Annotated in this window: 18 protein-coding genes; 7 read left to right on the top strand and 11 right to left on the bottom strand. The window is 68.3% G+C overall.

Translation table 11 applies throughout. The annotated features are described in order from the left end of the window. Window positions 1–228: 228 nt before the first annotated feature. Together AC07YH_RS03320 and AC07YH_RS03315 are read left to right on the top strand one after the other, a co-directional pair. Window positions 229–3246, top strand: coding sequence for a TonB-dependent receptor (locus tag AC07YH_RS03320; RefSeq protein ID WP_494745588.1), 3018 nt, complete (start codon window positions 229–231; stop codon window positions 3244–3246). 107 nt (window positions 3247–3353) lie between these two features. Next, on the top strand, window positions 3354–4109 hold the full coding sequence (locus tag AC07YH_RS03315; RefSeq protein ID WP_494745587.1) for a DeoR/GlpR family DNA-binding transcription regulator: 756 nt from the start codon (window positions 3354–3356) through the stop codon (window positions 4107–4109). Here AC07YH_RS03315 and AC07YH_RS03310 read toward each other — a convergent pair. Both AC07YH_RS03310 and AC07YH_RS03305 read right to left on the bottom strand, forming a co-directional pair. Continuing rightward, the gene (locus AC07YH_RS03310; RefSeq protein ID WP_494745586.1) at window positions 4083–5027 is read right to left on the bottom strand and encodes a hypothetical protein; all 945 of its coding nucleotides are present in this window, start codon (window positions 5025–5027) and stop codon (window positions 4083–4085) included. The two genes, AC07YH_RS03315 and AC07YH_RS03310, sit on opposite strands and share 27 nt — an antisense overlap. Then, window positions 5024–6199: a glycosyltransferase gene (locus AC07YH_RS03305; protein WP_494745585.1), complete on the bottom strand. Its 1176-nt coding sequence runs from the start codon at window positions 6197–6199 to the stop codon at window positions 5024–5026. The genes AC07YH_RS03310 and AC07YH_RS03305 overlap by 4 nt, the downstream gene beginning before the upstream one ends. 178 nt (window positions 6200–6377) lie before the next feature. Between AC07YH_RS03305 and AC07YH_RS03300 the strand changes: the two genes are divergently transcribed. Both AC07YH_RS03300 and AC07YH_RS03295 read left to right on the top strand, forming a co-directional pair. Then, window positions 6378–7643 (top strand): glycosyltransferase family 4 protein, encoded by a 1266-nt coding sequence (locus AC07YH_RS03300; RefSeq protein ID WP_494745584.1) that lies wholly within the window; start codon window positions 6378–6380, stop codon window positions 7641–7643. Beyond that, on the top strand, window positions 7644–8834 hold the full coding sequence (locus AC07YH_RS03295; RefSeq protein ID WP_494745583.1) for an LptF/LptG family permease: 1191 nt from the start codon (window positions 7644–7646) through the stop codon (window positions 8832–8834). Between the two features lie 3 nt (window positions 8835–8837). Here the strand turns inward: AC07YH_RS03295 and AC07YH_RS03290 are convergent, their stop codons facing one another. Together AC07YH_RS03290 and gcvA are read right to left on the bottom strand one after the other, a co-directional pair. Next, on the bottom strand, window positions 8838–9602 hold the full coding sequence (locus tag AC07YH_RS03290) for an SDR family NAD(P)-dependent oxidoreductase (RefSeq protein ID WP_494745582.1): 765 nt from the start codon (window positions 9600–9602) through the stop codon (window positions 8838–8840). A 155-nt stretch (window positions 9603–9757) separates the two neighbouring features. After that, on the bottom strand, window positions 9758–10666 hold the full coding sequence (gene gcvA, locus AC07YH_RS03285) for a transcriptional regulator GcvA (protein ID WP_494745581.1): 909 nt from the start codon (window positions 10664–10666) through the stop codon (window positions 9758–9760). A 223-nt stretch (window positions 10667–10889) separates the two neighbouring features. Here gcvA and AC07YH_RS03280 point away from each other — a divergent pair, with 223 nt between their 5' ends. After that, complete coding sequence (locus AC07YH_RS03280) at window positions 10890–12986, top strand: alpha/beta hydrolase family protein (protein ID WP_494745580.1); 2097 nt, start codon at window positions 10890–10892, stop codon at window positions 12984–12986. A gap of 11 nt (window positions 12987–12997) precedes the next feature. Then, window positions 12998–14380 carry a glycoside hydrolase family 28 protein gene (locus AC07YH_RS03275; protein WP_494745579.1) on the top strand — a complete coding sequence of 461 codons (1383 nt, stop codon included), beginning with the start codon at window positions 12998–13000 and terminating at the stop codon, window positions 14378–14380. Here AC07YH_RS03275 and AC07YH_RS03270 read toward each other — a convergent pair. The 7 genes from AC07YH_RS03270 to AC07YH_RS03240 all read right to left on the bottom strand — a co-directional run bounded on the left by AC07YH_RS03270 (window position 14377) and on the right by AC07YH_RS03240 (window position 23301). After that, window positions 14377–15780 (bottom strand): efflux transporter outer membrane subunit, encoded by a 1404-nt coding sequence (locus AC07YH_RS03270; protein WP_494745578.1) that lies wholly within the window; start codon window positions 15778–15780, stop codon window positions 14377–14379. The genes AC07YH_RS03275 and AC07YH_RS03270 overlap by 4 nt on opposite strands. Next, the gene (locus AC07YH_RS03265; RefSeq protein WP_494745577.1) at window positions 15767–16948 is read right to left on the bottom strand and encodes an efflux RND transporter periplasmic adaptor subunit; all 1182 of its coding nucleotides are present in this window, start codon (window positions 16946–16948) and stop codon (window positions 15767–15769) included. The genes AC07YH_RS03270 and AC07YH_RS03265 overlap by 14 nt, the downstream gene beginning before the upstream one ends. Continuing rightward, window positions 16941–20165, bottom strand: a complete 3225-nt coding sequence (locus AC07YH_RS03260; RefSeq protein ID WP_494745576.1) for an efflux RND transporter permease subunit — start codon at window positions 20163–20165, stop codon at window positions 16941–16943. The genes AC07YH_RS03265 and AC07YH_RS03260 overlap by 8 nt, the downstream gene beginning before the upstream one ends. 131 nt (window positions 20166–20296) lie before the next feature. Next, the gene (locus tag AC07YH_RS03255) at window positions 20297–20977 is read right to left on the bottom strand and encodes a winged helix-turn-helix domain-containing protein (protein WP_494745575.1); all 681 of its coding nucleotides are present in this window, start codon (window positions 20975–20977) and stop codon (window positions 20297–20299) included. Between the two features lie 2 nt (window positions 20978–20979). Beyond that, the gene (locus AC07YH_RS03250; RefSeq protein WP_494745574.1) at window positions 20980–22335 is read right to left on the bottom strand and encodes a sensor histidine kinase; all 1356 of its coding nucleotides are present in this window, start codon (window positions 22333–22335) and stop codon (window positions 20980–20982) included. Next, window positions 22322–23002: a response regulator transcription factor gene (locus AC07YH_RS03245; protein WP_494745573.1), complete on the bottom strand. Its 681-nt coding sequence runs from the start codon at window positions 23000–23002 to the stop codon at window positions 22322–22324. The genes AC07YH_RS03250 and AC07YH_RS03245 overlap by 14 nt, the downstream gene beginning before the upstream one ends. Before the next feature lie 47 nt (window positions 23003–23049). After that, on the bottom strand, window positions 23050–23301 hold the full coding sequence (locus AC07YH_RS03240; protein WP_494745572.1) for a hypothetical protein: 252 nt from the start codon (window positions 23299–23301) through the stop codon (window positions 23050–23052). Between the two features lie 121 nt (window positions 23302–23422). On the opposite strand from AC07YH_RS03240, the gene ccoN reads away from it, so the two are divergent. After that, window positions 23423–25087 carry a cytochrome-c oxidase, cbb3-type subunit I gene (ccoN, locus tag AC07YH_RS03235; protein ID WP_494745571.1) on the top strand — a complete coding sequence of 555 codons (1665 nt, stop codon included), beginning with the start codon at window positions 23423–23425 and terminating at the stop codon, window positions 25085–25087. Window positions 25088–25094: the final 7 nt, after the last annotated feature.

Raw genomic sequence — 25094 nt, 5'->3', positions numbered from 1 at the left:
TGGTGACGATTTGACCGCCGGCGGAGGGCTTCTGTGTGGGTTTCGCGGGTTTTGTGGTCAAAATGCTCACGAAGCGCAAGCCAATCTCCCGTGACATCAACATAAAACCAACAAATGTCACATCACATCCACAAACTACGCCTAGAGGAGACCGTGGCGAGGGGGCAGTGACCGGCAGGACGGGTCGCAACACTCGTCGGGCACAAATTTCTCTTGGGAGAGTCGGTCGTGAGTCATCAAACTCGAGCCAGGCGGCGCCTGAACGGCGTCATGGCGCTGCGGGCGCTGGCCCTGGTCAGCACCAGCATTACGGCGGTCGCGCTGATGACGGCGCCGGCCTTCGCCGAGGACTACACCAACGTCCAGGCCTCGGGGCGCGTGCAGTCGGCCGACGGCAAGCCGATCGCCGGCGCGACGGTGCTGCTGACCTCGGAAGCCCTGGGCGTGAAGCGCTCGGCGACCACCAACGCCAGCGGCGCCTATGTCGTCCCGCAACTGACGCCGGGCGCCTACGCCGTCTCGGTCAGCGCCGAGGGCTATGACGCCTATACCGAAGCCGGCGTGCTGATCAGCCGTTCGGGCGCGTCGAACCAGTTCACCCTGGCGCCGGTCGGCTCGGTCGAGGCCATCGTGGTCAAGGCCGGCCGCATGCGCACGCCGGACTTCGAGATCACCACCACCGGCGCGGCCATCGAGATCGGCGAGCTGGCCGAACGCGTGCCGGTCGGCCGCTCGCTGCGCGACATCGCCCTGATGTCCCCGGGCGTGGTCCAGGGCTCGTCCTCGGCCAACGGCAACTTCGCCAACCAGATCTCGATCTCGGGCGCCAGCTTCATCGAGAACGCCTTCTTCGTGAACGGCCTGAACATCACCAACTTCCGCATGGGCCTGCTGCCCGTGGAAGTGCCGTTCGACTTCTACAAGTCGGTGGAAGTGAAGACTGGTGGCTATCCGGCCGAATTCGGCCGCTCGACCGGCGGCTTCGTCAACGCCATCACCAAGTCGGGCACCAACGTCTTCCACGGCGGCGTGACCGCGACCTGGGAGCCGGGCGACCTGCGCGACAGCGCGCCCAACACCTTCCGCAACAACTACCAGGACGCCACGGCCGAGCGCGAGGAGTGGGTGGCCGAGCTGGGCGGGCCGATCATCAAGGATCGCCTGTTCTTCTACGGCCTCTACAACCAGCGCAAGCTGAAGACCTTCACGCCCCAGGCCACGGGCGGCAACGCCACGCGGATGAGCGACGACGCGCCGTTCTGGGGCGGCAAGCTGGACGGCTACCTGACCAGCAAGCAGCACCTTGAGTTCACCTATTTCGACACCACCAAGGACGTCCGCAATCGCAGCCTGAACTACAACCCGACGACCAAGACGGTCGGGGCCGAGACGGGCGGCACCAACCAGCGTGCGGGCGGCGAGAACTACATCGCGCGCTACACCGGCGCCTTCACGCCCTGGTTCACCCTGTCGGCGGCCTATGGCGTCAACAAGTTCCGCGACGGCCAACTGCCGCTGGACATCACCCACGAGCAGGTCGTCGACTATCGCACCGACACCGCCGGCGTGAACATCGGCCTGAACAAGGTCACCGACGCCCAGTCGTTCAATGATGACAAGCGGACTTTCTATCGCGCCGACGCCGACTTCAACTTCGACCTGTTCGGCGCCCACCACCTGCGGGTCGGTTACGACCACGAAGAGAACACCGCGACCCAGTTCTTCGAAACGATCGGCCGCGGCGCCTTCAAGCTGTATCGCTCGACCGGCTCGGACCAGAGCAACCTGCCGGCCGGCGTCGAGTACGTGACGACCCGCGTCTATCGCAACAGCGGCAGCTTCGGCACCGTCAACCAGGCCTTCTACGCCCAAGACCAGTGGTCGCTGTTCAATGACCGCCTGCAGTTCGAGGCCGGCATCCGCAACGACCGCTTCGACAACCGCAACGCCGAGAACAAGACCTTCTACGATCCGGGCAACCAGTGGGCTCCGCGCCTGTCGATCTCCGGCGACCCCTTCGGCGACGGCAAGTCCAAGCTCTACGGCTTCTTCGGCCGCTACTACCTGCCGCTGCCCAGCGATCTGTCGCTGAAGTTCGCCGGCTCGCTGGTCACCTACACCCGCTACAACCGCCTGGACGGCGTCGGCGCCAACGGCGATCCGGCCATCGGCGCGGCGATCACCGGGGCCAATGGCGTCACGACCTGCCCGGACACCAAGATCTCCAACTGCCTGGTCTCGGCCTCGGGCCTGGTGGCCGACACCGCCGAGTCCATCGCCCATAACCTGAAGCCGCAATCGGCCGACGAATATGTGCTGGGCTACGAGCGTCGCTTCGGCGACCTGATCAAGGTCGGCGCGTACTTCACGCACCGCGAGCTGAACAGCATCGTCGAGGACGTGGCCATCGACACCGGCGCGCGCGCCTATTGCGTGAGGGCCGGCTTCAGCGCCGCCCAGTGCCAGTCCAGCTTCGGCGGCGGCCGCCAGTGGGTGATCGTCAATCCGGGCGAGGATGTCACCATCCGCCTGAACAGCCTGCCGGACGGCTCCAAGCCGATCGTCACCCTGTCGGCCAAGGACCTGACCTATCCCAAGCCCAAGCGCGACTACAACGCCCTGACCGCCACCTTCGACCGGGCGTTCGACGGCAAGTGGTCGCTGTCGGGCTCCTACACCTGGGCCAGCCTGAAGGGTAACTACGAGGGCGGCGTGCGCTCGGAGAACGGCCAGACGGCGATCAACACCACCGCCGACTTCGATAGCCCGGGCTTCCTGAACGGCGCCGACGGCTACCTGCCCAATCACCGTCGCCATACCTTCAAGGCCTATGGCAGCTATCAGGTGAACAACTGGCTGACCCTGGGCGGTAACGGCCTCGTGCAGTCGCCGCGCAAGTACAGCTGCATCGGCATCGTGCCCAAGTCGGTCGACGAGACCGCCTACGGCTACCAGGGCTATGGCTTCTACTGCCAGGGCAAGGTCGTCGATCGCGGCTCGGCCTTCGACGGCGACTGGGTGACCCAGTTCAACGCCAGCGCCGTGGTCACCCTGCCGACCCCGGGCGACCGCCTGGACGCGACCCTGCGCCTGGACGTGTTCAACCTGTTCAACGCTCACGCGGTCACGGCCTACCACGAATTTGGCGACGTCGGCGGCAGCGGCGTGCCGGACACTCACTTCGGCCAGCCGGTCGAGTACCAGACCCCGCGCTATGCGCGGATCCAGCTGCGCGTCGCCTTCTAGGACGCGCTCGTCCCCGGCCGGCGCTGTTCCCCTGCCGGTCGGGGACGCACTTCATGTATCGGGACTCACGTCATAGTGTCGTAAGGCCCGCCAGAGACGGACAGAGAATGCTCAAACGCTACGATCGTCAGCGCGATATCCTGAACCTGCTCGAGCCCAGCCAGACGCGCGCCATCGCCGACATCGCCAAGGCGCTGTCGGTCTCGGAAGAGACGATCCGGCGCGAGCTGCGCGTGATGGAAGAAGCCGGGACGATCGTGCGCCTGCACGGCGCGGTCCGCCTGCCGCCCCAGGAGATCGAAGGCCCGTTCGACCTGCGCATGCAGAAGAACGTCGCCGGCAAGACCCGCATCGCCGAGGCGGTGGTCAAGTTCATCGCCGACGGCGACACCGTATTCCTCGACAGCGGTTCGACCTCCTGCTTCGTGGCCAAGGCCCTGGGCGAGCATCGCCAGCTGAAGCTCATCACCAACTCGCTGGCCGTGGCCCAGGCGATCCGCAAGGACCGGGGCCACACCCTGTTCCTGGCTGGCGGCGAGCTGAACGAGGCCTATCAGTCGTTCTCCGACCGCCACGCCCAGGACTTCCTGGCGGGCTTCCGGCCCAGCCTGTCGGTCCTGACCGTCGGCGCGGTGAACCTGGAGCATGGCCTGATGGACCACTCGCCCAGTGAAGCGATCATGAGCCGCATCGCCTATTCGACGGCCACCCGCGTGTTGCTGGCCGTGGACCAGGGCAAGTTCGACCGCGTGGGCCTGGTCCACACCGCCTCGCTCAAGGATGTCGACGTCCTGATCACCGACGCGGCGCTGAGCCCCGCGTTCGAGGAGGCCTTCTCACATGCCGAGGTGGTGGTCGCTTAGGCGGCCACGCGCTGGCCGTCCGAGGCCGCGCACGAGGTCGATGGCGCCCAGCCCGACGATGACGCTCAGATGCATGAACAGCGTCGTCAGCGCCAAAGCCGCCAGCAACAGCGCGACGGGCGCGTGCGCGCCCATCAGCAGCAGCATCAGATTGCCAAGGATCAGGTCCTTGTTTGGCAGCAAGGGGATGCGGGAAACCAGGTAACGCATCGCCATCAACACCAACCAAACGGCGGGCGCGACGTCCGGAAGCGCCATCTGCCAGACCAGGACGGTGAGGGCGGTCGCGACCACCAGCCGCAGGCCGTGAGCGGCGCTGACATAGGCGAGTTGGCCAGGGCGCAGCGAGAAGACCTGGCGTCCGAAGACCAGCAGGCCGATCGAGATCGCGATCGGGATCAGCCCCAGCCACAGCGTCGGCCCAAGCTGTCGGACGAGGCCAAGGTCCCGCAGCTGCGTGGCGCTGATCGCCGCCAGGACCAGGGTCATGAGGTTGCCCAGGAGCGCCGAGATGATGCTCGCGTCCTTGACGGCGCCGAAGGGGGCGACCACCGCGCCGCCCGCGCGTCGCGCCCAAACATAGAGATAGGCCTGGCCGCTATAGTTGAGGACGACCTCGTTCATCACGTTCTTGCGCAACAAGGTCTCGAAGGCGCGCGCGGGCAGGTTCCAGAGCCGGTGATAGACCGCGAAATCGCAGATGGGCTGGGTAAGATAGAGCAGCACCAGGACCGGCCAGACGCCGAGCGGCAGCCGGACGACCATCTTCAGGGCGTCCGAGGTCGCGCCGCCCAGCTGGACCAGGATCGCGGCGACCAGGCCGATCGAGACGGCGACGCCCAGCAGGTTCCACCAGAGCGCGTTCTTCGCCTTCACGGGCGGCGCTTCGTCGGTGACAGGATCGATGGATTGCGTCACGCCGCGCGAGACCTCGCGACGCCCGCGACCGCTTGATAGTGCTCGAACAGCTCGGCGAAATGGTCTGTGTCGTGCCGGACCTTGAGCGCGGCCTCCAGCGCGGCGGCCTTCAGGGCGCCGGGATCGCGGGCGAAGAGCCGGCGGATGGCGGCCGCGGCGGCGTCAATGTCGCCGGAGCGATAGGTTTCCGAGCTCGACGGCTGGGCCAGGTCGGCGAAGCCGCCACGATCCGGCCCCACAAGGGGAAGGCCGCTGGCCATCGCCTCGGCGGGAAGCAAGCCGAAGGTTTCGGAGTCGCAGCCGTGCACCAGGACGTCGGCGCTGGCCAGGTGAGCGGCCAGCAGCGGCCGGTCGCGGATCGGCGGGATCAGGTGGACATTCGGCTTCCCGGCCGCCGCGCGCAGCACCCGGGCGCGGTCGATGCCGTCGCCCACCACCACCAGGCCGATCGGGATATCGATACTGGCCCTGGACGTGGCCTCGATCACCATCGGCCAGCGCTTTTCGGGATGGAAGCGCCCGACGGCCAAGGCCAGCTTGGCGTCATCCGGACAACCGCAGGCCTTGAGCAGCTCCGCGCGCAAGCGCTCGTCCCGCAGACGCGGGGAGAACGCGGCGCGATCGACGCCCAGCGGGATGCCCGCCACGGACGCCACGCCATGCTGCTCGAAGCGCTTGGCCAACCACTGTCCGCCGGCGACGACGGATCCGAACCGGCCCGTCAGCTTACGGAGGTAGTTCCAGAACCACTCGAACATCTGGTCGATCCGCTCGGGGCTGGCGACGGGGGCCAGCCATCGTTGCGGATAGATCGCCACCGGGTCGGCGTGCATGAACATGGCGCGCGAGGTGGCCGCCTGCCAATCGGCGACGATCCAGGCCCCGCGCCAAGGCGAGGAGGCCTCGACCAGGTCCGGCGACAGCGAATCAAGATGGCGGTGCACCGGGGCGGCGTCCCAGAACATGTAATAGTTGGCGTCGAACGGCAGGCGAGGGGAGCGGACCCAGATCACGCCGCCGGAGCTACGCGGTTCGAATCGATCCTCCGGCCCCGGCGCGATGACGAAGAACTCGTGGCCCAGCTGGGCCGCGGCCTCGAATTTGCGGTCGATATAGGTCCGTACGCCCCCACCGGTAGGCGAATAGAACTCGGCGACATCGACAATCCGCATCCGGCGGTTTCCCCCAAAAGACCCCGTCATCACCGCTAAATCAGTACCATGACGGTGATGCGGCGCCGGCCTTCATAAAAACGACGGCGTGGCCTGCTGTAAGTCCCATTGCATGTCGCTTCGGGGGAAGCGCGATGCCCTGGTCGGGGGACTAGGGACCGCAAGGGGAAGGACTGTCATGGATTTCAAGGCCTTGACCTCCGTCGATGGCGTAAGGCCACTGCGGATCGCCCTGTTTTCGGGCAATTACAACTACACGCTGGACGGGGCCAACAAGTCACTGAATCGACTGGTAGGCCATCTGCAGAGCACGATGGGCGCGCAGGTGCGGGTCTATTCGCCGACCGGACCGAATCCGGCGTTCGCCCCGATGGGCGATCTCGTCTCGGTGCCGTCGGTGAAGGTCCCGTTCCGCGGCGACTACCGTCTGGCGCTGGGTTTGCCGGGCGCCGTGCGGCGGGACGTGGAGACGTTCGCGCCGGACCTCGTCCACCTGTCGGCGCCGGACCTGCTGGGCTCGGCGGCGATGAAGCTGGGACGCAAGCTGAACGTTCCGGTGGTGGCCAGCCTGCACACCCTGTTCGACACCTATCTCGACTACTATGGCCTGGGCCGGCTGCGTCCGCTGGTCCGCGACCAGCTCTGGAAGTTCTACGGCGCCTGCGACTACGTCATGACCCCGACCGAGGCCATCGGCGACGAGCTTCGGGCCCACAACCTCTCCACGCGCGTCCGCACCTGGGCGCGGGGCGTCGATCCCGAACTCTTCAATCCCGGACGCCGCTGCGAGGCGTGGCGCGCGAGCCAGGGCTTCGCGCCAGACCGCCCGGTGATCGTGTTCCTGGGCCGACTGGTCATGGAAAAGGGGCTGGGAGCGTTCGCCGAGACGATCGGACGACTGGAGGCCGCCGGCCAGTCGCCCCAGGTGCTGGTGATCGGCGACGGTCCCGCCCGCGCGTGGTTCGAGGAGCGGCTGCCGAAGGCGGTGTTCGCCGGCTTCCTGTCGGGCGATGCGCTTGCCACGGCCCTGGCCAGCGGCGACATCTTCCTCAACCCCAGCACCACCGAGACCTTCGGCAACGTCAATCTGGAGGCGATGGCCAGCGGCCTGGCCATGGTCTGCGCCGATGCGCCCAACACCCGCGCGCTGCTGCGCCATGGGCGCAACGGCCTGCTGTGCGCGGATCAGCCGTCAGCCTATGCCGACGCTCTGTCGGGGTTGCTCGTCGATCGCGAGGAACGACTGCGTTTGGCCGCCGAGGCTCTGGAGCGCAGCGCCGCCTATCGCTGGACGGAGATCCTAGACGAGGTCGTGGAAATCTATGCCGAGGCCCTGGAGCGGCGTCCGCTGGTCGCGGGGCGGCTCGAGCCGGTCGCGCAGGAGCCTCGCATCCGGATTGGGAGAAACGCCGGCATGGTCGAGCCCCAGCCGGCCGTTTCCTAGATGGTCCTGTCCATACTCGACCGATATCTGCTGCGGCGGACCCTGACGCCGATGTCGGCCGTGCTGATCAGCACGATGGTGGCGTTCCTGATGGAGCGCCTGATGCGCTCCTTCCACCTGCTGTCGCAGACGACGGAGGGCTTCAAGTTCCTGACCGAACTGCTGGTGAACCTGGTGCCGCACTATGTGGGGCTGACCTTGCCGGGCGGCTTCTTCATCGGGCTGTTCGTCGTCGTCAACGGCTTGAACCGCAGCTCCGAGATCGACGCGATCCTGGCCAGCGGCATGTCGCTCGGCCGGTTCGCCACGCCCTTCGTGGGGCTGGGCGTGTTGCTGATGTTCCTGAGCGTGCTGCTGTTCGGCTTCATCCAGCCCTATAGCCGCTACGCCTATCACGCCGTGCTGCACGCGGCCGAGAACGCCGGATGGAACGGCGATGTACGGCCCAAGGCCCTGTTCTCCAGCGGCGCCGGCGTCTTCCTGACCGCCGATCGCGCCGACGCCAGCGGACGTCATCTGGAGCGCGTCTTCATTCGCCTGATCCAGCCGGACGGACGCGAGGATATCCTGACGTCCGCCTCGGCGGTGGTCCACAAGGAGCCGGGCGACCGCAACGTCTCGCTGGAGCTGAACCAGGGCCGGCAGATCAGCACGACGCAGGAAGGGCGGGTCTATGTCGCCAACTTTTCGCGCTTCATGTTCGATCTGCCGCTGTCCCAGGCCGCCAAGCTGCTGCGTCTTCGTGGCGACGAGGTCAGCGAGCTGACACTGATCGAACTGGCCCAGCAGGGCTTTGGCCGCCCGTCACCGCTCCTGCCTCGGCAGGCTTTGCTGGCCGAGTTCTATTCTCGCTTGTCCAGGGCGATGATCCTGCCCCTCCTGCCGCTGTTGGCCGTACCGTTCGGGCTCAGCGCCAAGCGGTCGGGATCGGGCTCGGCGGTGGTGACGGGCGGCCTGCTGTTGTTCGCCTTCGAGACCTCGATGATCCTGGGCCAGGCCACGGCCGTCCGGCTGACGGCGCTGGTGACAATCGGCTTGCCCGCCGCGCTGTTCGCGACCGCCTGCATCGCCACCTTCGTCGTCAGCCGCCGGCGTCCCGGCGAGAACCCCGTCAGCTGGCTGACCGAACAGATCGCCGAGGTCTTCGCCGCGCTGGCCAAGGCGGTGCGCCGCAAGGGCGCGCCCGCCTGACGCCTACTGGCGACCAGCGGTGACGCCGCCATCGACCGGCAGCACCGCGCCGGTGATCCAGGCGGCTTGGTCCGAGGCCAGGAACAGGATGGCCTCGGCGACGTCGCCGGGCTGGCCGTTGCGGCCCAGCGGGTGGAAGGCGTCGAAGGTCGGCAGGACTTCCTTGACCTGCTCGTCCGACAGGAAGGTGTTGTAGACCGGCGTCTCGACCACGGCCGGGGCCACGGCGTTGATGCGGATCTTCAGCGGAGCCAGCTCGATGGCCAGGTTGCGGACCATGGCGTGGACGCCGGCATTGGCGGCCGAATAGGCCGCCGAAGGCGTCGCGCCGATCGCCTGGATGGCCCACATCGAGCCGGTCTGGACGATCGCGCCGCCGTTCGTCATCGCCTTGGCGGCGGCCTGGGCGGTGAAGAACTTCCCCTTCAGGATAGTGTCCAGGTACCAGTCGTAGTCGGCCTCGGTCAGCTCCAGGAACGGCTTGGGATTGAAGACGCCGGCGTTGTTGACCAGCACGTCCAGCCTGCCGAACCTCGCGACGGCGGTCTCGACCAGCGCCGCGCCCGTGGCCAGATCGGCGATGTCGCCGGCCGAGACGACGACGCGCTGACCCGTCGGGTCGATCTCGCGCGCGGCGGCCTCCAGCTTGGCCCGGTCGCGACCATTGAGGGCGACGCTGCCGCCTTCGGCCACGAACCGCGCGGCGGTTTCCTTGCCGATCCCTGAGCCGCCGCCGGTGATCGCGGCGATCTTGCCTGCAAAGCGCATGGTTTTTCTTTCCGTTCGAGGCGTGTGGCCACGCGCCGGAAAGCGTATCGCGCTCCCGGCTGGACCGTCAGGCCTGTGTTGATGTCGAAGGGATCATCGGCCGGCGGGCGGATGCCGACAAACGGGAAGATCTTGCTGTCCGATAAAGGAAAACTTTAGCGCGGGCTGTTGGCTTCCGTGATGAGCCACGCCCGGAAGGCGGCCAGCTTGGGCAGGCTTCCACACTCGGCGCGATGGACCACGTAGTAGGCGAGGGCCGAGGGGGCGGTGATCTCCGGGAACAGCCGGACCAGCCGTCCGGCCGCCAGGTCGTCGTGGGCCATGATGCTGCGGGCCAGCGCCACACCGTGACCGTCGATGGCCGCCTGCAGTACGGCCGCCGAGTTGTTGATCCGCAGGCCTCGGGCGGTCGGGACTTCGGGGGCGCCGGCGTTCCGTAGCCAGGTCTCCCACGTCGCGAAGCCGGCGGCGGCGTCCACCGACAGATCGTGGATCAGGGTGTGCCCGGCCAGGTCCGCCACGGACCGGAAAGTAGCCGCCATCACTGGCGAGCAGACGGGATAGACCTCTTCCTCCATCAGCTTCTCGGCGACGAGGCCCGACCACGTCCCGCGTCCATAACGCACGCCGATGTCGACGCCCTGGGCGACGAAGTCGAGAAGCTTGAGGCTGGTGTCCAGCCGCACGTCGATATCCGGCCAGGCGGCCTGGAACCGGTCGAGGCGCGGCAGCAGCCACTTGGCGGCGAAGGCTGGACTGACCGTGACCGTCAGCACGCCGTTGGAACTGGCCTCACGCAGGCGTGCGAGACCCAGGCTGAGGCTGTCGAACCCGGCGCGGATGTCCGGCAAGGCGCGCTCGGCCGCCTCGGTCAGGACCAGCCGGGCGCGGCCGGTGGCGCCGCGATGGAAGAGCGGCGCGCCCAGCCAGTCCTCCAGTGTCCGGACCAACTGGCCGACCGCGGCCGGCGTCACGTTCAGCTCGGCCGCCGCCAGCGAGAAGCTGCCGTGCCGCGCGCTGGCCTCGAAGGCCCGCAGGGCGTTCAGATGGATCGGGGACCGCATGTCACGCTCTATGAACGCCTGGCGCCGATCTCGTCGAGATCATTGTCGATCGCGCGAGGTGATCCATTGCGCCTGCTCCTTGGCAGGGGCGGGCGCAAGAGTGGATTGACAGTCCACCGGGCTGGTCCAAGCATCCCTCTGAAATCCCATATGCAAGACCAGGGATCAGGAACGTCGGGCGCGCCGCATAGTGCGTGACACCGGTGTCAGTTTGGGGAAGTGGATGACCAGGAACAGCCGATGCGCCGCCGTGGCGGCCGCCACGATCTTGCTGGCGTTCGCCGGCTCGGCCCAAGCCCAGAGCGCCGCGACCGGCCGCGCAGAACTCACCGCCTATGTCGACGGCCTGGCCCGCGAACACCTGAAGGCCCGCCAGGGCGAGATCGCCAGCCTGAAGACCCAGGCCGAGGCGGAAGCGCGCCGCGCCCGCAACAAGGCCAAGGTGTTGGAGCTGATCGGCGGTCTGCCGCAGGTCCGCACGCCGCTGGTCGCCAAGACCTTCGGGGTGATCCAGGAGGATGGCTTCCGGGTCGAGAAGATCACCTATGACAGCCTGCCGGGCTATCACGTCACGGCCAATGTCTATGTGCCGACCGGCAAGGGGCCCTTTCCGGCGATCATCGTCGCGCCGGGCCATGGCTTGGACGGCAAGATCGGCAATCGCGGTTTCGCGGTGAACCTGGCGCGGGCCGGCATGATCGTGCTGGCCTACGACATCGTCTCCGAGGGCGAACGGCTGCAGCACTATGATTCCGAGCTGGGCGCCTCCAAGGTTGGCCGTCCCACCGGCGAGCACAGCCTGGCCGCCTGGCAGACCGCGCCGGTAGGCGACCACGTCTCGCGCTATTTCATCTGGGACGCCGTGCGGGGGCTGGACTACCTGGCCGCGCGGCCGGACGTCGACGCCCAGCGGCTGGGGGCGTTCGGCTGTTCGGGCGGCGGCACGATCACCGCGTTCCTCTCGGCCCTGGACGAGCGGGTGAAGGCCACCGCCACGGCCTGCTACGTCACCGACTTCGACCACCTGCTGTCCACCGTCGGCCCGCAGGACGGCGAGCAGTCGATCCCGGGCTTCCTGGCCGCCGGCCTGGACATCGCCGACTTCGTCGAGATGGCCGCGCCGCGCGCCTATGCCGTGGTCTCCACGACCGAGGACATGTTCCCGTTCGCCGGCGCCAAGGCGGCCGTCGAGGAGATCAAGGGCGTCTACAAGCTCTATGGTGCCGACGACCGGCTGAGCTGGATCTACGGCCCTGGCGGTCACGGGGCCCTGGCGCCGATCTCGTCCGACATCGTCGCTTTCTTCACGCGGTGGCTGAAGGACGCGCCCGACAAGCGCCCGTTCGTCGCGCCGCCGAGGCTGTCGCCGGATAAGCTGCTGGTCACGCCCACGGGGCAGATCTCGACCTCGATCGGTGGCGAGACGATCCAGACCCTCAATGCGGCGCGCGCCAAGCAGGTGTCGGCCAAGCGCCCAGTCGTGGCCTCGACCGCCGACGTCGCATCCCTGCGTGCGAGACTGAAGAGCGACATCCAAACCGTGACCTTCGCGGCGATCCAGCCCGGCGCCGCGCCGCCCGAGGCGGTGGAGGGTGCGAACGGCGCCCTGCGCCTGAAGGTCGCCGATGGTCAGTTCGCCGACGCCATGCTCACCTTGCCGGAAGGCGAGGGGCACCATCCAGCTGTGCTGCTGCTGACCAGCCAGCCGCAGGCCGTGAAGGCCGAGGCCGCGCGCCTGGCCAAGGCCGGCAATCTGGTCCTGACTCTGGTGGCGCGCGGCGCTGGCGGGACCGAGGAGATCAAGGCCACGGTGCTGGGCGACTGGAACCTGCTGGCCACCCGCGCCCTGCTGGTGAACAAGACACCGCTGGGCCTGCGGCTGGACGACGCCTTGCGGGCCATGGACTGGCTGGCGGCGCGCTCGGATGTCGATCCCAAGGCGATCCGTGTCTACGGACTGGGGCCGTTGGGACCGGTTGCGCTGCACCTGGGCGCGGTAGATGACCGTGTGGCGGCGATCTATGCCGACAACAGCCTGGCCGCCTTCCACATGGCGGTGGACCAGCCGATCCAGCGCGAGCTGCCCGAGGTGCTGCCACCCGGCGTGCTGCGTCGCTACGAGCTGGCGGACCTCGCTTTGGCTGCGTTCCCGCGTCCGGTGACCTTCGTCAATCCTATCGACGCCGTGGGCGTGCCGCTCAAGGAAGCCGAGTTCGACAAGGAACTGGCCTTCGTCCGCGCCGCCGACCGCAAGCTGGGCCAGCCCGACCAGGTGCGCTGGACCTGGCGCGGCGGCCGCGATCCCCTGCCGCTGCCGTGAGGACCGAGCCGATGAACACCACCCGCCGCGCCCTGATCGCCTCGACGGCCGCGCTGGCCGGCGCGCCAACGCTCGCCTCGGCCGCGCCTGGTCGCGACGACGCCTGGAAGGAGGCCGACGTCATCCTGGCCCGGATCAGGCCGCCGTCGATCCCGCGTCGCGACTTCCCGATCACCAGGTTCGGAGCCAAGCCCGACTCCGACTGCACGAAGGCGATCGCCGCCGCGCTGGAGGCGGCCGCCAAGGCCGGCGGTGGCCGCGTGGTCGTGCCGGCGGGAATCTGGCTGACCGGGGCGGTCCATCTGAAGAGCCGGACCGAACTGCACGTCGCCAAGGGCGCGACGTTGAAGTTCCTGCAGGACCCCGCCGCCTATCTGCCAGCCGTGCTGACCCGTCATGAAGGCGTGGAACTGATCAACTATTCGCCGTTCATCTACGCCCTGGAGCAGCACGATATCGCGCTGACCGGCGAGGGCGTGCTGGATGGCCAGGCCGACGCCGAGCACTGGTGGAACTGGATTCGGCGCAAGCCGCCGGGCGTGGTCGACGACCGCAAGCGCCTGACGGAAATGGCCGAGGCCGGCGTCCCGGTCGCCCAGCGCGTGTTCGGCGCGGGTACGACCATCCGGCCGATGTTCATCCAGCCCTATCGCTGCCGGAACGTCCTGATCGAGGGCCTGACGATCATCGGCTCGCCGATGTGGGAGGTGCATCCGGTCGAGTGCGAGAACGTCATCGTCCGCAAGCTCAACATCCACAGCCACGGCCCCAACAACGACGGCTGCGATCCGGAATCCTGCCGCGACGTGCTGATCGAGGGCTGCGTGTTCGACACCGGCGACGACTGCATCGCCATCAAGTCCGGCCGCAACGCCGACGGCCGGCGGCTGAACAAGCCGACCGAGAACGTGATTATCCGCGACTGCCAGATGAAGGACGGCCACGGGGGCGTCACCCTGAGCAGCGAGATCACCGGCGGCGTGCGCAACGTCTTCGTCGAGCGCTGCAGGATGGACAGCCCGCGCCTGGACATCGCCATCCGCTTCAAGAACAACGCCATGCGTGGCGGCACGTTGGAGAACATCCACGTGCGCGATATCGCCGTCGGCGAAGTAGCCAAGGCGGTGATCACCGTTGACTACAACTACCAGGAAGGCGCCAACGGGCCGTATGCGCCGGTGTTCCGGAACCTTGTGGTCGAGCGGCTGGTCAGCGGCCACAGCCCGCGCGCGCTGGACCTGCAAGGCTTCGCCAACGCGCCGATCCGCGACGTGCGGCTGATCGACTGCGAGTTCAACGACGTTTCGGGCCAGGACATCGTCCGCTACGTGGACGGCCTGACCTTCGACAACGTCAAGATCAACGGCCAGCCGGCCAAGCCGCCGGCGGGCTAGGAGGCGCTGCCGCCCAGCGCGCGGACGAGATCGACGGAGGCTTGCAGGCGACGGGTCTGCAGCACCAGCGACGCGCGCTCGGCCGTCAGCGCCGCCGTCTGGGCCGTGACCACGTCCAGATAGGTGGCCGCGCCCTGGCGGTAGCGGATCATGGCCAGGTCCTCGGTGCGCTTGGCCGAGGCCACCGCGTCGTCCTGGTCCTTGGCTTGATCTGCCAGACGGTTGGCCAGGGCCAGCTGGTCCTCGACATTACGGAACGCCGCCAGCACCACGCCGCGATAGTTTTCCGCAGCCTGGGCATGGGCGGCCTTGGCGGCCTCGACCCCGGCCTTGCGGCGGCCGCCGTCGAAGATCGAGCCGGCGATCTGCGGGGCCAGCAGCCACAAGGCGTTGGGGGCCTCGAACAGATCGACGCCGCCGGCCGACTGCCAGCCGGCCTGGCCAGCGATGGTCAGGGCCGGGAAGCGGGCGGCCTGGGCCACGCCGATCTGGGCGTTGGCGGCGGCGGCGCGGCGCTCGGCGGCGGCGATGTCGGGACGCCGTTGCAGGATCGCCGACGGCACGCCGACCGGAACCTTGGGCTGGGCGAAGGCGATCTCTGCGGCCGGCAGGTTGAACGTCGAGGCCGTCTCGCCGACCAGGGCGGCGATGGCGTGCTCATAGAGCGCGCGCTGGGCGGCGACGTCGCTGAGCTGGGCCTTGGCGGTCGACAGCTGGGTCTGGGCCCGGCCGACGTCAAGGCCGGTGGCTGCGCCGCCGCTGTGGCGGATCTGGGTCAGGTCCAGGGCCCGCTGATAGGCCGAGACCGTGTCGACCAGCAGCTTGGTCTGGGCGTCGAGGCCGCGCAGGGCCAGGTAGCTGTCGGCCAGTTCGGCTTGCAGGGCCAGGCGCACCGACTCCAGGTCGGCTGCCGTGGCTTGGGCCTGGGCGGCTCCGGCGGCGACCTGGCTGCGCACGCGGCCCCACAGGTCGACCTCGTAGGAGGCCGTCGCGACGACCTGGCGGGTCGAATACTCGTCCACGCCGCCATTGCGCAGCGGCGCGTTGTCCGAGCGGCGCTGGCGGCTGGCCACGGCCGAGCCGTCGAGCGACGGGAAGAGGCCAGCGCGGGCCTGGGCGGCCAGGGCCGAGGCTTGGTCATGGGCGGCGACGGCGGCGGCGAGGCTGGGATTGGCCTTGGCGGCGCGGGCCTCTAGGTCGTTCAGCGTGGTGTCGCTATAGACCATCCACCAGTCGCCGCGCGCTTGCGCATCGGCGGGAGCGGCCGGGGTCCAGGGGCCGGTCTCCTTGAACGCGACCGGCGTGGTCACCGCCGGCGGAACATAGGGCGGGGCGCTAGCGCAGGCGGCCAGGACCGAGGCCGCCGCCGCGACCAACAGCAGAGTCTTAGCCTTTGGCATGGGCCGCTCCAGGCGCCGCGACGCCGGCCACGCGCACGAGATCGCCGTTGGCCAGGGCTTCGGGCGGGTTGTCGACCACGCGCTCGCCCGATTGCAGGCCCGCGCCGATCTCGACCTCGGTGCCCAGGTCACGGACGATGGTCACCGGGCGGATTTTCACGTGGCCGTCGGCGCCGACAACCGCGACGGTCGGGCCGTCGTGCTTGAAGAGCAGGGCGGTCGAGGCGACCTTGGTCGTCGTCGCGGCCGACGGCAGCTTGAACGATACCTGGGCGTAGGCGCCGGGCTTGAGGCGACCGTCAGGGTTGTCGATCTGCAGTTCGACCAGCATGGCCCCGCCGCGACCGACCGACTGGGCGTCATTGACCACCGAGGCGGTGAAGGTCTGGCCCGCATATTCCGGCACCTCGACCTGAGCGGTCAGGCCGCGATGGACCAGCGACGAATAGTTCTGCGGCACGCTGACATAGATGCGCATGCGATGCTGGTCGGCGACCGTGAACAGGGCGTTGTCGGCCGAGCCGCCGACCGAGATCAACTGGCCGATATCGGTGTTGCGGGCGGTGACCACGCCGTCGAACGGGGCGGTGATGCGCTTGAAGGCCTGTTGGGCCAGCAGGCGGTTGAGGTCGGCCTGGGCAGCGTTGACCGCCGAGTTGCGAGCGGCCAGATCGCCGGTCTTCTCGTCGGCTTCCTGGCGCGACACGGCGTCCTGGGCGACCAGGCCTTCCCAACGCTTGGCCGTGATCGCCGACAGGCGCTGATTGGCCTGGGCGGTGGCGAGGTTGGCGCGGACCTGCAGAACCTGCTGGTCGAGGTCGGGCGTGTCGATCTCGGCCAGGACCTGGCCGGCCTTCACGCGCTGGCCGATGTCGGCGTACCAGCGCTTGAGGTAGCCGCTGGTCCGGGCGTGGATCGGCGCGGTGTAGAAGGCCTGGACGTCGCCGGGCAGGACGAGGTCGGCATGGCCGCCACCCGTCACCTTGGCCAGGCTGACGGTCGGGATGGCCTGCTCGTGGGTCCAGGTCTTCAGCGATTGGTCGGCGTGGACGCGGGCGGCGACACCACCGACCACCACGACGGCGGCCAGGACGAGGGCCGCGGTCCCGGCCAGCTTCAGGCTACGCGTGGAGATCCCGCCTTGGGCGGCGAAGTGTTGATCAGGCATGGGAAGCTCCGGCGATCGGGGCGGTGTTGGGGGCGTCCTCCGAGGTCTTCTTGCGGCCGTGGACGAGGCTGAAGACGACGGGGACGAACAGCAGGGTGGCGGTCGTGGCGAAGATCAGGCCACCGATCACGGCGCGGCCCAAGGGGGCGTTCTGCTCGCCGCCTTCGCCGAGGCCCAGCGCCATCGGGGCCATGCCGATGATCATGGCCAGGGCGGTCATCAGCACCGGACGGAAGCGGGTGAAGCCGGCTTCGATCGAGGCGGTGATCGCATCGCCGGTGGCGTTGAGGCGCTCACGGGCGAAGCTGACCACCAGGATCGAGTTGGCCGTCGCCACGCCCATGCACATGATCGCTCCGGTCAAGGCCGGCACCGAGAGCGTGGTGCCGGTGGCGAACAGGATCCAGACGATGCCGGCCAGGGCGGCGGGCAGGGCGGTTATGATCACGAACGGGTCCAGCCACGACTGGAAGTTCACGACGATCAGCAGGTAGATCAGCACGATGGCGGCGATCAGGCCAAAGCCCAGGCCGGTGAAGGCGGCGTTCATCGTCACCATCTGGCCGCGCAGGGTGACCGTCGCGCCCTTCGGACGCTCCTTGGCCAGGTCCTTCAGCACCTTGTTGATGTCGGCGGTCACCGCGCCCAGGTCGCGGCCTTGGGTGGTGGCGTAGATGTCGAGCACCGGCTGGATGTCGTAGTGGCTGACCACGGCCGGGGCGCTGTCGCGCTTGATGGTGCCGAGGCCGCCCAGGATCTGGGCCTCGCGCGTCCCACTGGTCCCGGTGATCGGGATGCCGGCCAGGTCGGACATCGACTTGACGCGATAGTCCGGCACCTGGGCCACGATCGGGTAGGAGACGCCGTTCTTGGGGTTCAGCCAGAAGGTCGGCGAGACCTGCGAGCTGCCGGCCAGCGAGGCCACGACGCTGTTGGTCACGTCGCGCTCGGTCAGGCCCAGCTGGGCCATGCGCGAGCGGTCCACGTCGACGCGTAGCTGAGGCGCGCCCTCGGGCTGCTGCATGCGCACGTCCACCAGGCCGCGGATGGTCTTCAGGCGAGCCAGGATCTTGTTGGCGTAGGCGCGGTTGGCGGCGGCGTTGGGACCGGCGACCTGCAGGTCGATCGGGGACGGCGCGCCGAAGTTCAGGATCTGGCTGATGATGTCGGCCGGCAGGAACGAGAAGGTCGCGCCCGGAAACTGCCGGGGCAGTTCTTCGCGCAACGTCTTCACGTAGTCGGCGGTCGGACCGTGCTCGGCCTTCAAGGCCACGAAGATGTCGCCGTCCTGCGGGCCGATCAGGCCCGAGTTGCTGTAGACCATGTTGATCGAGCTGTTCGGGATGCCGATGTTGTCGACCACCGAGGCGATCTCGTCGGCCGGCACGATCTTGCGGATGGCGTTCTCGACCTGGCCGAACAGCAGCGAGGCGTCGTCCAGGCGCGTGCCCACGGGGGCGCGGACGTGCAGGGTGATCTGGCCGGCGTCGACGGTTGGGAAGAAGTTGCTGCCCAGGAACGGCGCCAGGCCGAACGAGGCGAGCACCACCACCATGAAGCCGATGATGAACACGCGGCCCGACTTCATCGCCATGACCAGCAGGTCGCGATAGCCCTCGCGCAGCTTGCCGAAGCGGGTCTCGAAGCCGCGCTGGAAGCGGACCAGCGGATTGCGCGACGGCGCGCCGGCATGGCCGTGCTCCGAGGCGTGCTCGTAGTCCAGCCGCTCGGTGTCATGCGGCTTGAGCAGATACATCGCCAGGGTCGGGACCAGGGTCCGCGACAGGACGAACGAGGCGATCATCGCGAAGACCACGGCCTCGGCCATCGGCACGAACAGGAAGCCGGCCACGCCCTTCAGCATGAACATCGGCACGAAGACGATGCAGATGCAGAGCAGGGAGACGAAGGCCGGGGTCACGATCTGAGCCGCGCCGTCCAGGATCGCCGTCTTGACGTCCTTGCCGTGCTCCAGGTGCCAGTTGATGTTCTCGATGGTCACCGTGGCGTCGTCGACCAGGATGCCGACGGCCAGGGCCAGGCCGCCCAGGGTCATGATGTTCATCGTCTGGCCGATCGCCGACAGGGCGGCGATGGCGGCCAGGATGGCCAGCGGGATCGACACCGCGATGATCACGGTCGAGCGCCAGCTGCCCAGGAACAACAGGATCATGACGCTGGTCAGGGCCGCGGCGATGACGCCTTCCTTGATGACGCCGCCGATCGCGCCCTTCACGAACAGCGACTGGTCGTTCAGCGGGGTGATCTTGAAGTCTTCCGGCAGGGTCTCCTTCAGAATCGGCAGGCGCGCCTTGACGCCGTCGACGATGGCCAGGGTCGAGGCCGAGCCGTTCTTCAGGATGGTCGACAGCACCGCCCGGGCGCCGTCCACGTGCACCACGTTGGTCTGCTGGGCCGAGCCGTCGCGCACCTGGCCGACGTCGCGGATGTAGATGGTCGCGCCGTCGACCGTCTTGATCGGCAGGGCGTTCAGCTCCTCGATCGTCTCGGCCGCGTCGTTCAGGCGGACATTGTACTGGAAGGCGCCGATCTTGATCGTGCCGGCGGGCAGGATCTGGTTCTGGGCGGCCAGGGCGTTGGAGACGTCCTGCGCCGACAGGCCCTTGGACTGCAGGGCGACGGGGTCGAGGTCGATCTGAATCTGCCGGACCTTGCCGCCGTAGGGATAGGGAATGGCCGCGCCGGGCACGCTGATCAGGGCGGGGCGGACGATGGTCTGCGACAGGTCGAACAGCTTCTGCTCGGACTGCGACTTGCCGGCCTGGGCCAGCTGCAGGATCGGCACCGTGGCGGCGCTGTAGTTGATGATCAGCGGCGGGGTCGTGCCGGCCGGCATCTGGCGCACGGCCGATTGCGAGATCGAGGTCACCTGGGCGGTGGCCGTGCGGATGTCGACGCCGGGCTGGAAGTAGATCTTCACGATGCCGATGCCGGGCAGTGATTGGCTCTCAATGTGGTCGATGTCGTTGACCGTGGTCGACAGCACCCGCTCGTAGGGCGTGACGATGCGGCCGGCCATCTCCTGCGGCGACAGGCCGGCATAGTTCCAGGCCACGCCGATCACCGGCACGCGGATTTCGGGGAAAATGTCGGTGGGTGTGCCGAGGGCCGCCAGGACGCCGAAGATCAGGATCAACATCGCCATGACGATGAAGGTCAGCGGGCGTAGCAGGGCGATGCGGACGATGGCGTTCAAGCGGCCTGCTCCGGACTTGCAGGTGGGGGATCCCGCGAGCCCCGTTCGGGTGGGGGGAAAGGACTCGCGGGATCGGCGCGTACAGAAGCTGCGCCAGGGGGAGATGCGCCCGTTCGCCTAAACCCGCCGTCTCAGCCGGATGAAACTTCTTTCATGTTGCCGCCGAACCGATAGCCATGGCCGCGCACGGTTTCGAGCAGGGGGCGTCCGAAAGCCGCTTCCAGCTTCTGGCGCAGGCGGGCGACGGCCATGCGCACGCGCTCGGGACGGGGATCGTCGCTCTCGCCCCAGACGTGCTTGAGGATGCGTTCGGCGCTCAGCACCTCGCCCGCGTGATCGACCATATAGGCCAGTAGAGCATAGTCGCGGGCGGGCAGGGACAGGACCTGACCGTCCAGGCTGGCGGTGCGAGCATTGGGGTTCAGGCTTAGCGGTGTCTCGTTCCCGGTGATGGGCGCGGCGGCGGGCGCGAAGCGGGCGAGGGCGGCCAGGCGCGCCTCCAGCTCGACGACATGGACGGGCCGGATCAGGCAGGCGTCGGCGCCGGCGCGCAGGGCGGCGGCGCGGGCGGCGGGTTCGGCCCGGTCGGCGATCAGCACCACGATGGCGCGGTCGGCGCAGCGGGAGAGGGCCGCCAAGGGCGCGTCGGCCAGGTCGGCGACCTCCAGCAGCACGGCGTCATAGTCGTCACCGGCGCTGGCGACGGCCGCGTCGCCGGGGCTGGTCAAGGTTTCGACCACGTGGCCGGCCTGGATCAGGGCCCTGGCCAGATAGAGGTCGCGCGGCCGGTGGCTGGCGTGCAGCAGCCGCACCCTTAAGCCTCCAGTCCGCGCGGCCAGCAGTCCAGCGACACCCGCAGGCCCGGCTGGGCGTCGTCCAGCGACAGGGTGAAGTGGTGCAGGCGAGCGACGGCCACGACGATGCTGAGGCCCAGGCCCGAGCCCGGCAGATCGCGGGTGCGTTGCGAGCGGTAGAAGCGGTTCAGCACCACTTCACGCTCGTCCTCCGGCACGCCGGGACCGTTGTCGACCACCTCGATACGCGGACCCTCGTCGCGGGTTCGCAGCCGCACCTGCACGGCGCCGTCGCGCGGGGTGAATTTCAAGGCGTTATCGACGAGGTTGCTGACCGCCTCGAACAGCAGGGCCGGGTCGGCGAAGACGGTCGGGGCATCGACATCGAAGCTGGACACCAGCGTGACGCCCAGGTCCTCGGCGACCGGATCGTGCAGCTCCAGCACATGCTCCAGCACGTCCTGCAGGCGGACGGTCTCGAAATTGGCCTGGCGGTCGCGGCGCTCGATCTCGCCGATGCGGGTCAGGGCGCGGAAGCGGACCAAGAGCTCATCGGTGTCGGCCAGGGCGCGCTCGACCATCTCGCCGCGATCCTGCTGGCAGTTCTCCTGGGTGGCGCGATAGAGCGCCGCGCGCAGGCGGTTCAGCGGCGTACGCAGGTCGTGGGCGACATTGTCGCCGACGCTTTTCACCTCCCACAGCAGGCGCTCGGTCTCGTCCATCATGGCGTTGGCCAGGGCGGCCAGCATGTCGATCTCGTCACGGCGATGCGAGACCGGCAGGCGCACGCCCAGTTCGCCCGACCGCGCCGCCCGACTGGCGGCCTGGAGCTGCTCGATGCGCAGCAGGGGCGCGACGCTGAGCAGGGCCGCGACGCCCAGGCCCAGCAGCAGGGCCACCGCGCCGCTGACCGCCAGGGCGTTGATCAGGATGTCGCGCAGCCCGGTCAGCACCTTGGCGTCGTGGACCACGAACAGCTGCTCGCCCCAGGGCAGGCGGCGCACCAGGCCGCGCGCGCCAAACTGCAGGCCGGGCTCATTCAGCGTGCGCGGCTCGCCGTCGGCCTGGGCGTCGGCGGGCAGGGCGCGGACATTGCCGGTGATGTAGACGCCGTCTTCCGAGAACAGGCCGTAATAGGCGATAGCCCGGCCGTCGGCGGCGACGGCGGCCCGGACCCGCTGGGGCAGGGTGTCGGCTGGTCCGTTGGCCAGGACCGTACCCTCGCTGACGATGATCGCGTCCAGCTGGCGGGTGATATAGCCGGCCGTGCGCCAGTAGATCATGCCCAGCAGGAAGACCACGGCCACGGCGAACACCGCGCCGTTCAGCAGGGTCAGGCGGAACGGGCTGGCCCGCCAGAGCTCACGCAGGCGCATGGAGAGCGTACCCCGCGCCACGGACCGTGTGCAGCAGCGCCGGCAGGCCGGCCCGGTCGATCTTCTTGCGCAGGCGGCCCATATGCACGTCGATCAGGTTGGTGCCGGGATCGAAGTGATAGCCCCACACCGCCTCGAAGATCATCGTTCGGGTGACGATCTGACCGGAGTTGCGGGCCATGAATTCCAGCAGCTTGTACTCGGTCGGCATCAGCCGGATCTCGGTCCCGCCGCGCTGGACCGTACGCGCCAGCAGGTCGATCTCCAGGTCGGCGACGGTCAAGGTGGTCTGGCGCGGGGCGCTGGCCCGGCGGCGCAGCAGCACTTCCAGCCGCGCGGCCAGTTCCTCCGACGCGAAGGGCTTGGTCATGTAGTCGTCGCCGCCGGCCCGCAGGCCTTTCACCCGCTCGTCGACATCGCTGAGGGCGCTGATCATCAGTACCGGCGTCTCGACGCCCGCGCCGCGCATGACGGTGATGATCGCCAGGCCGTCCAGGCTGGGCAGCATGCGATCCAGGGTGATGGCGTCGAAGTCGCCGCTGACCGCGCGGATCAGGCCCTCGCGCCCGTCGGCGACCAGCTCGACCTCGAAGCCGTGCTGTTCCAGCTCGGCGACGATTTCCTGGCCGGTGCCGGGGTCGTCTTCGATCGTGAGGATCTTGGGCATCTGCGGATCGCACTACTCCCTCCGGCCCGGACCCTCAAGCGTATCTGTCAGGGGCGCGTCGGAAGCCTGACGGGGGCGACCTGATGGCGCGCCAGAGCCAGGCTGATCCCGAATGCGACGGTCAGCCCCGCCGCGACGAAGCAGGCCGGGCAGTGACCCGCCAGCGACCAGGCGTCCTGCTGGCTGCTGCACAGCGGACCCGCCATCAGTCGGGGCAGGGCCTGGCCCAAGGCGATCGTCCAGGCGACCAGGGCGGTCGCGCCCATGAGCGGGGCGATGAGGCGAAACTTGGCCGACATGAAGCTCTCCGGAAGCATGGAGCGACAGTCGTCCCGGATCGCGTTGCTGGCTTTGACGCGCATCAAAGCCGGCCGGATGGACGCATGACACCACGGGGCAGGTTCGCCGCAGGGAGTCTGCATGTCCGCCCCGTCCTCCACCAGCGCCAGTCCTTCCCTGGGATTAAGTCCCCCAGCGGGATCAGCAGCGCTCCTCATCATCTCGGTCGTCGGGGCATTCCTGGCGATCCTCGGCGCGGGCCTGACCCAGGATCCGATCTTCCGGCTGCAGGCCGAGACGATCGCCCTGGCCGGGGTGATCGCCGCCTTTGTGCTGAACGGAGGCCTCTCCGGCGGCACGCTGGTCGAGCATCCCGACCGCTATAGCGACAACGTCATCAAGGCCGGCGTCATCGCCACGATGTTCTGGGCGGCCGCAGGCCTGCTGGCCGGCGTGGTCATCGCCGCCCAGCTGTCCTGGCCGACGATCTTCTATTTCCCGGACGCCGGGTGGCTGAACTTTGGACGCCTTAGGCCGCTGCACACCTCGGCGGTGATCTTCGCCTTCGGGGGCAACGCCCTGATCGCCACGTCCTTCTGGGTCGTGCAGCGCACCTGCAAGGCCAAGCTGGCCGGCGGCATCGCCCCGTGGTTCGTGTTCTGGGGCTACCAGCTGTTCATCGTGCTGGCCGCGACCGGCTACCTGATGGGCGCGACCCAGGGCAAGGAATACGCCGAGCCCGAGTGGTACACCGACCTGTGGTTGACCATCGTCTGGGTCGCCTACCTGCTGGTCTTCCTGGGCACGATCTGGAAGCGCAAGGAACCCCACATCTATGTGGCAAACTGGTTCTACCTGGCGTTCATCGTCACGATCGCCCTGCTGCACCTGGTCAACAACGCCGCCATCCCGGTCGGCCTGCTGAACCACCGCTCGTACGGCGTCTTTTCGGGCGTCCAGGATGCGCTGGTGCAATGGTGGTACGGCCACAACGCCGTCGGCTTCTTCCTGACCGCCGGCTTCCTGGCCATGATGTACTATTTCGTGCCCAAGCGCGTGGAGCGGCCGGTCTACAGCTATCGCCTGTCGATCGTGCACTTCTGGGCGCTGATCTTCATCTACATCTGGGCCGGCCCGCACCACCTGCACTACACGGCCCTGCCGCAGTGGGCCCAGACCCTGGGCATGACCTTCTCGATCATGCTGTGGATGCCGTCCTGGGGCGGCATGATCAACGGCCTGATGACCCTGTCGGGCGCGTGGGACAAGCTGCGCACCGACCCTGTGGTCCGGATGATGGTCGTCTCGATCGCCTTCTACGGCATGAGCACCTTCGAAGGCCCGGTGATGTCGATCCGCGCCGTCAACGCGCTGAGCCACTACACCGACTGGACCATCGGGCACGTGCACTCCGGCGCGCTGGGCTGGGTCGGCTTCATCAGCTTCGGCGCGGTCTACTGCCTGGTGCCGTGGCTGTGGAAGAAGAAGGAGATGTACTCGACCAAGCTGATCGAGTGGCACTTCTGGATCGCGACCACGGGCATCCTGCTCTACATCGCCGCGATGTGGGTCTCGGGCATCATGGAAGGCCTGATGTGGCGCGAATACACGCCCCAAGGCTTCCTCGCCTACAGCTTCATCGAGACCGTCTCGGCCAAGCACATCGAGAACGTCATCCGCACTGTCGGGGGCCTGATGTACCTGGCCGGCGCGCTGATCATGGTCGTCAATGTCTGGAAGACGATCGCCTCGCCCTCCGCTGAACCGGCCGACGCTGCGGCCGCTCCCGCCACCGCGATCGCCTGAGGCCGCC

It is taken from the genome of Caulobacter sp. GW456-12-1-14-TSB4 (genome assembly GCF_059424195.1).
The sequence above is the reverse complement of the archived record's forward strand: the minus strand, read 5'-3'. Positions and strand labels throughout refer to the sequence as shown.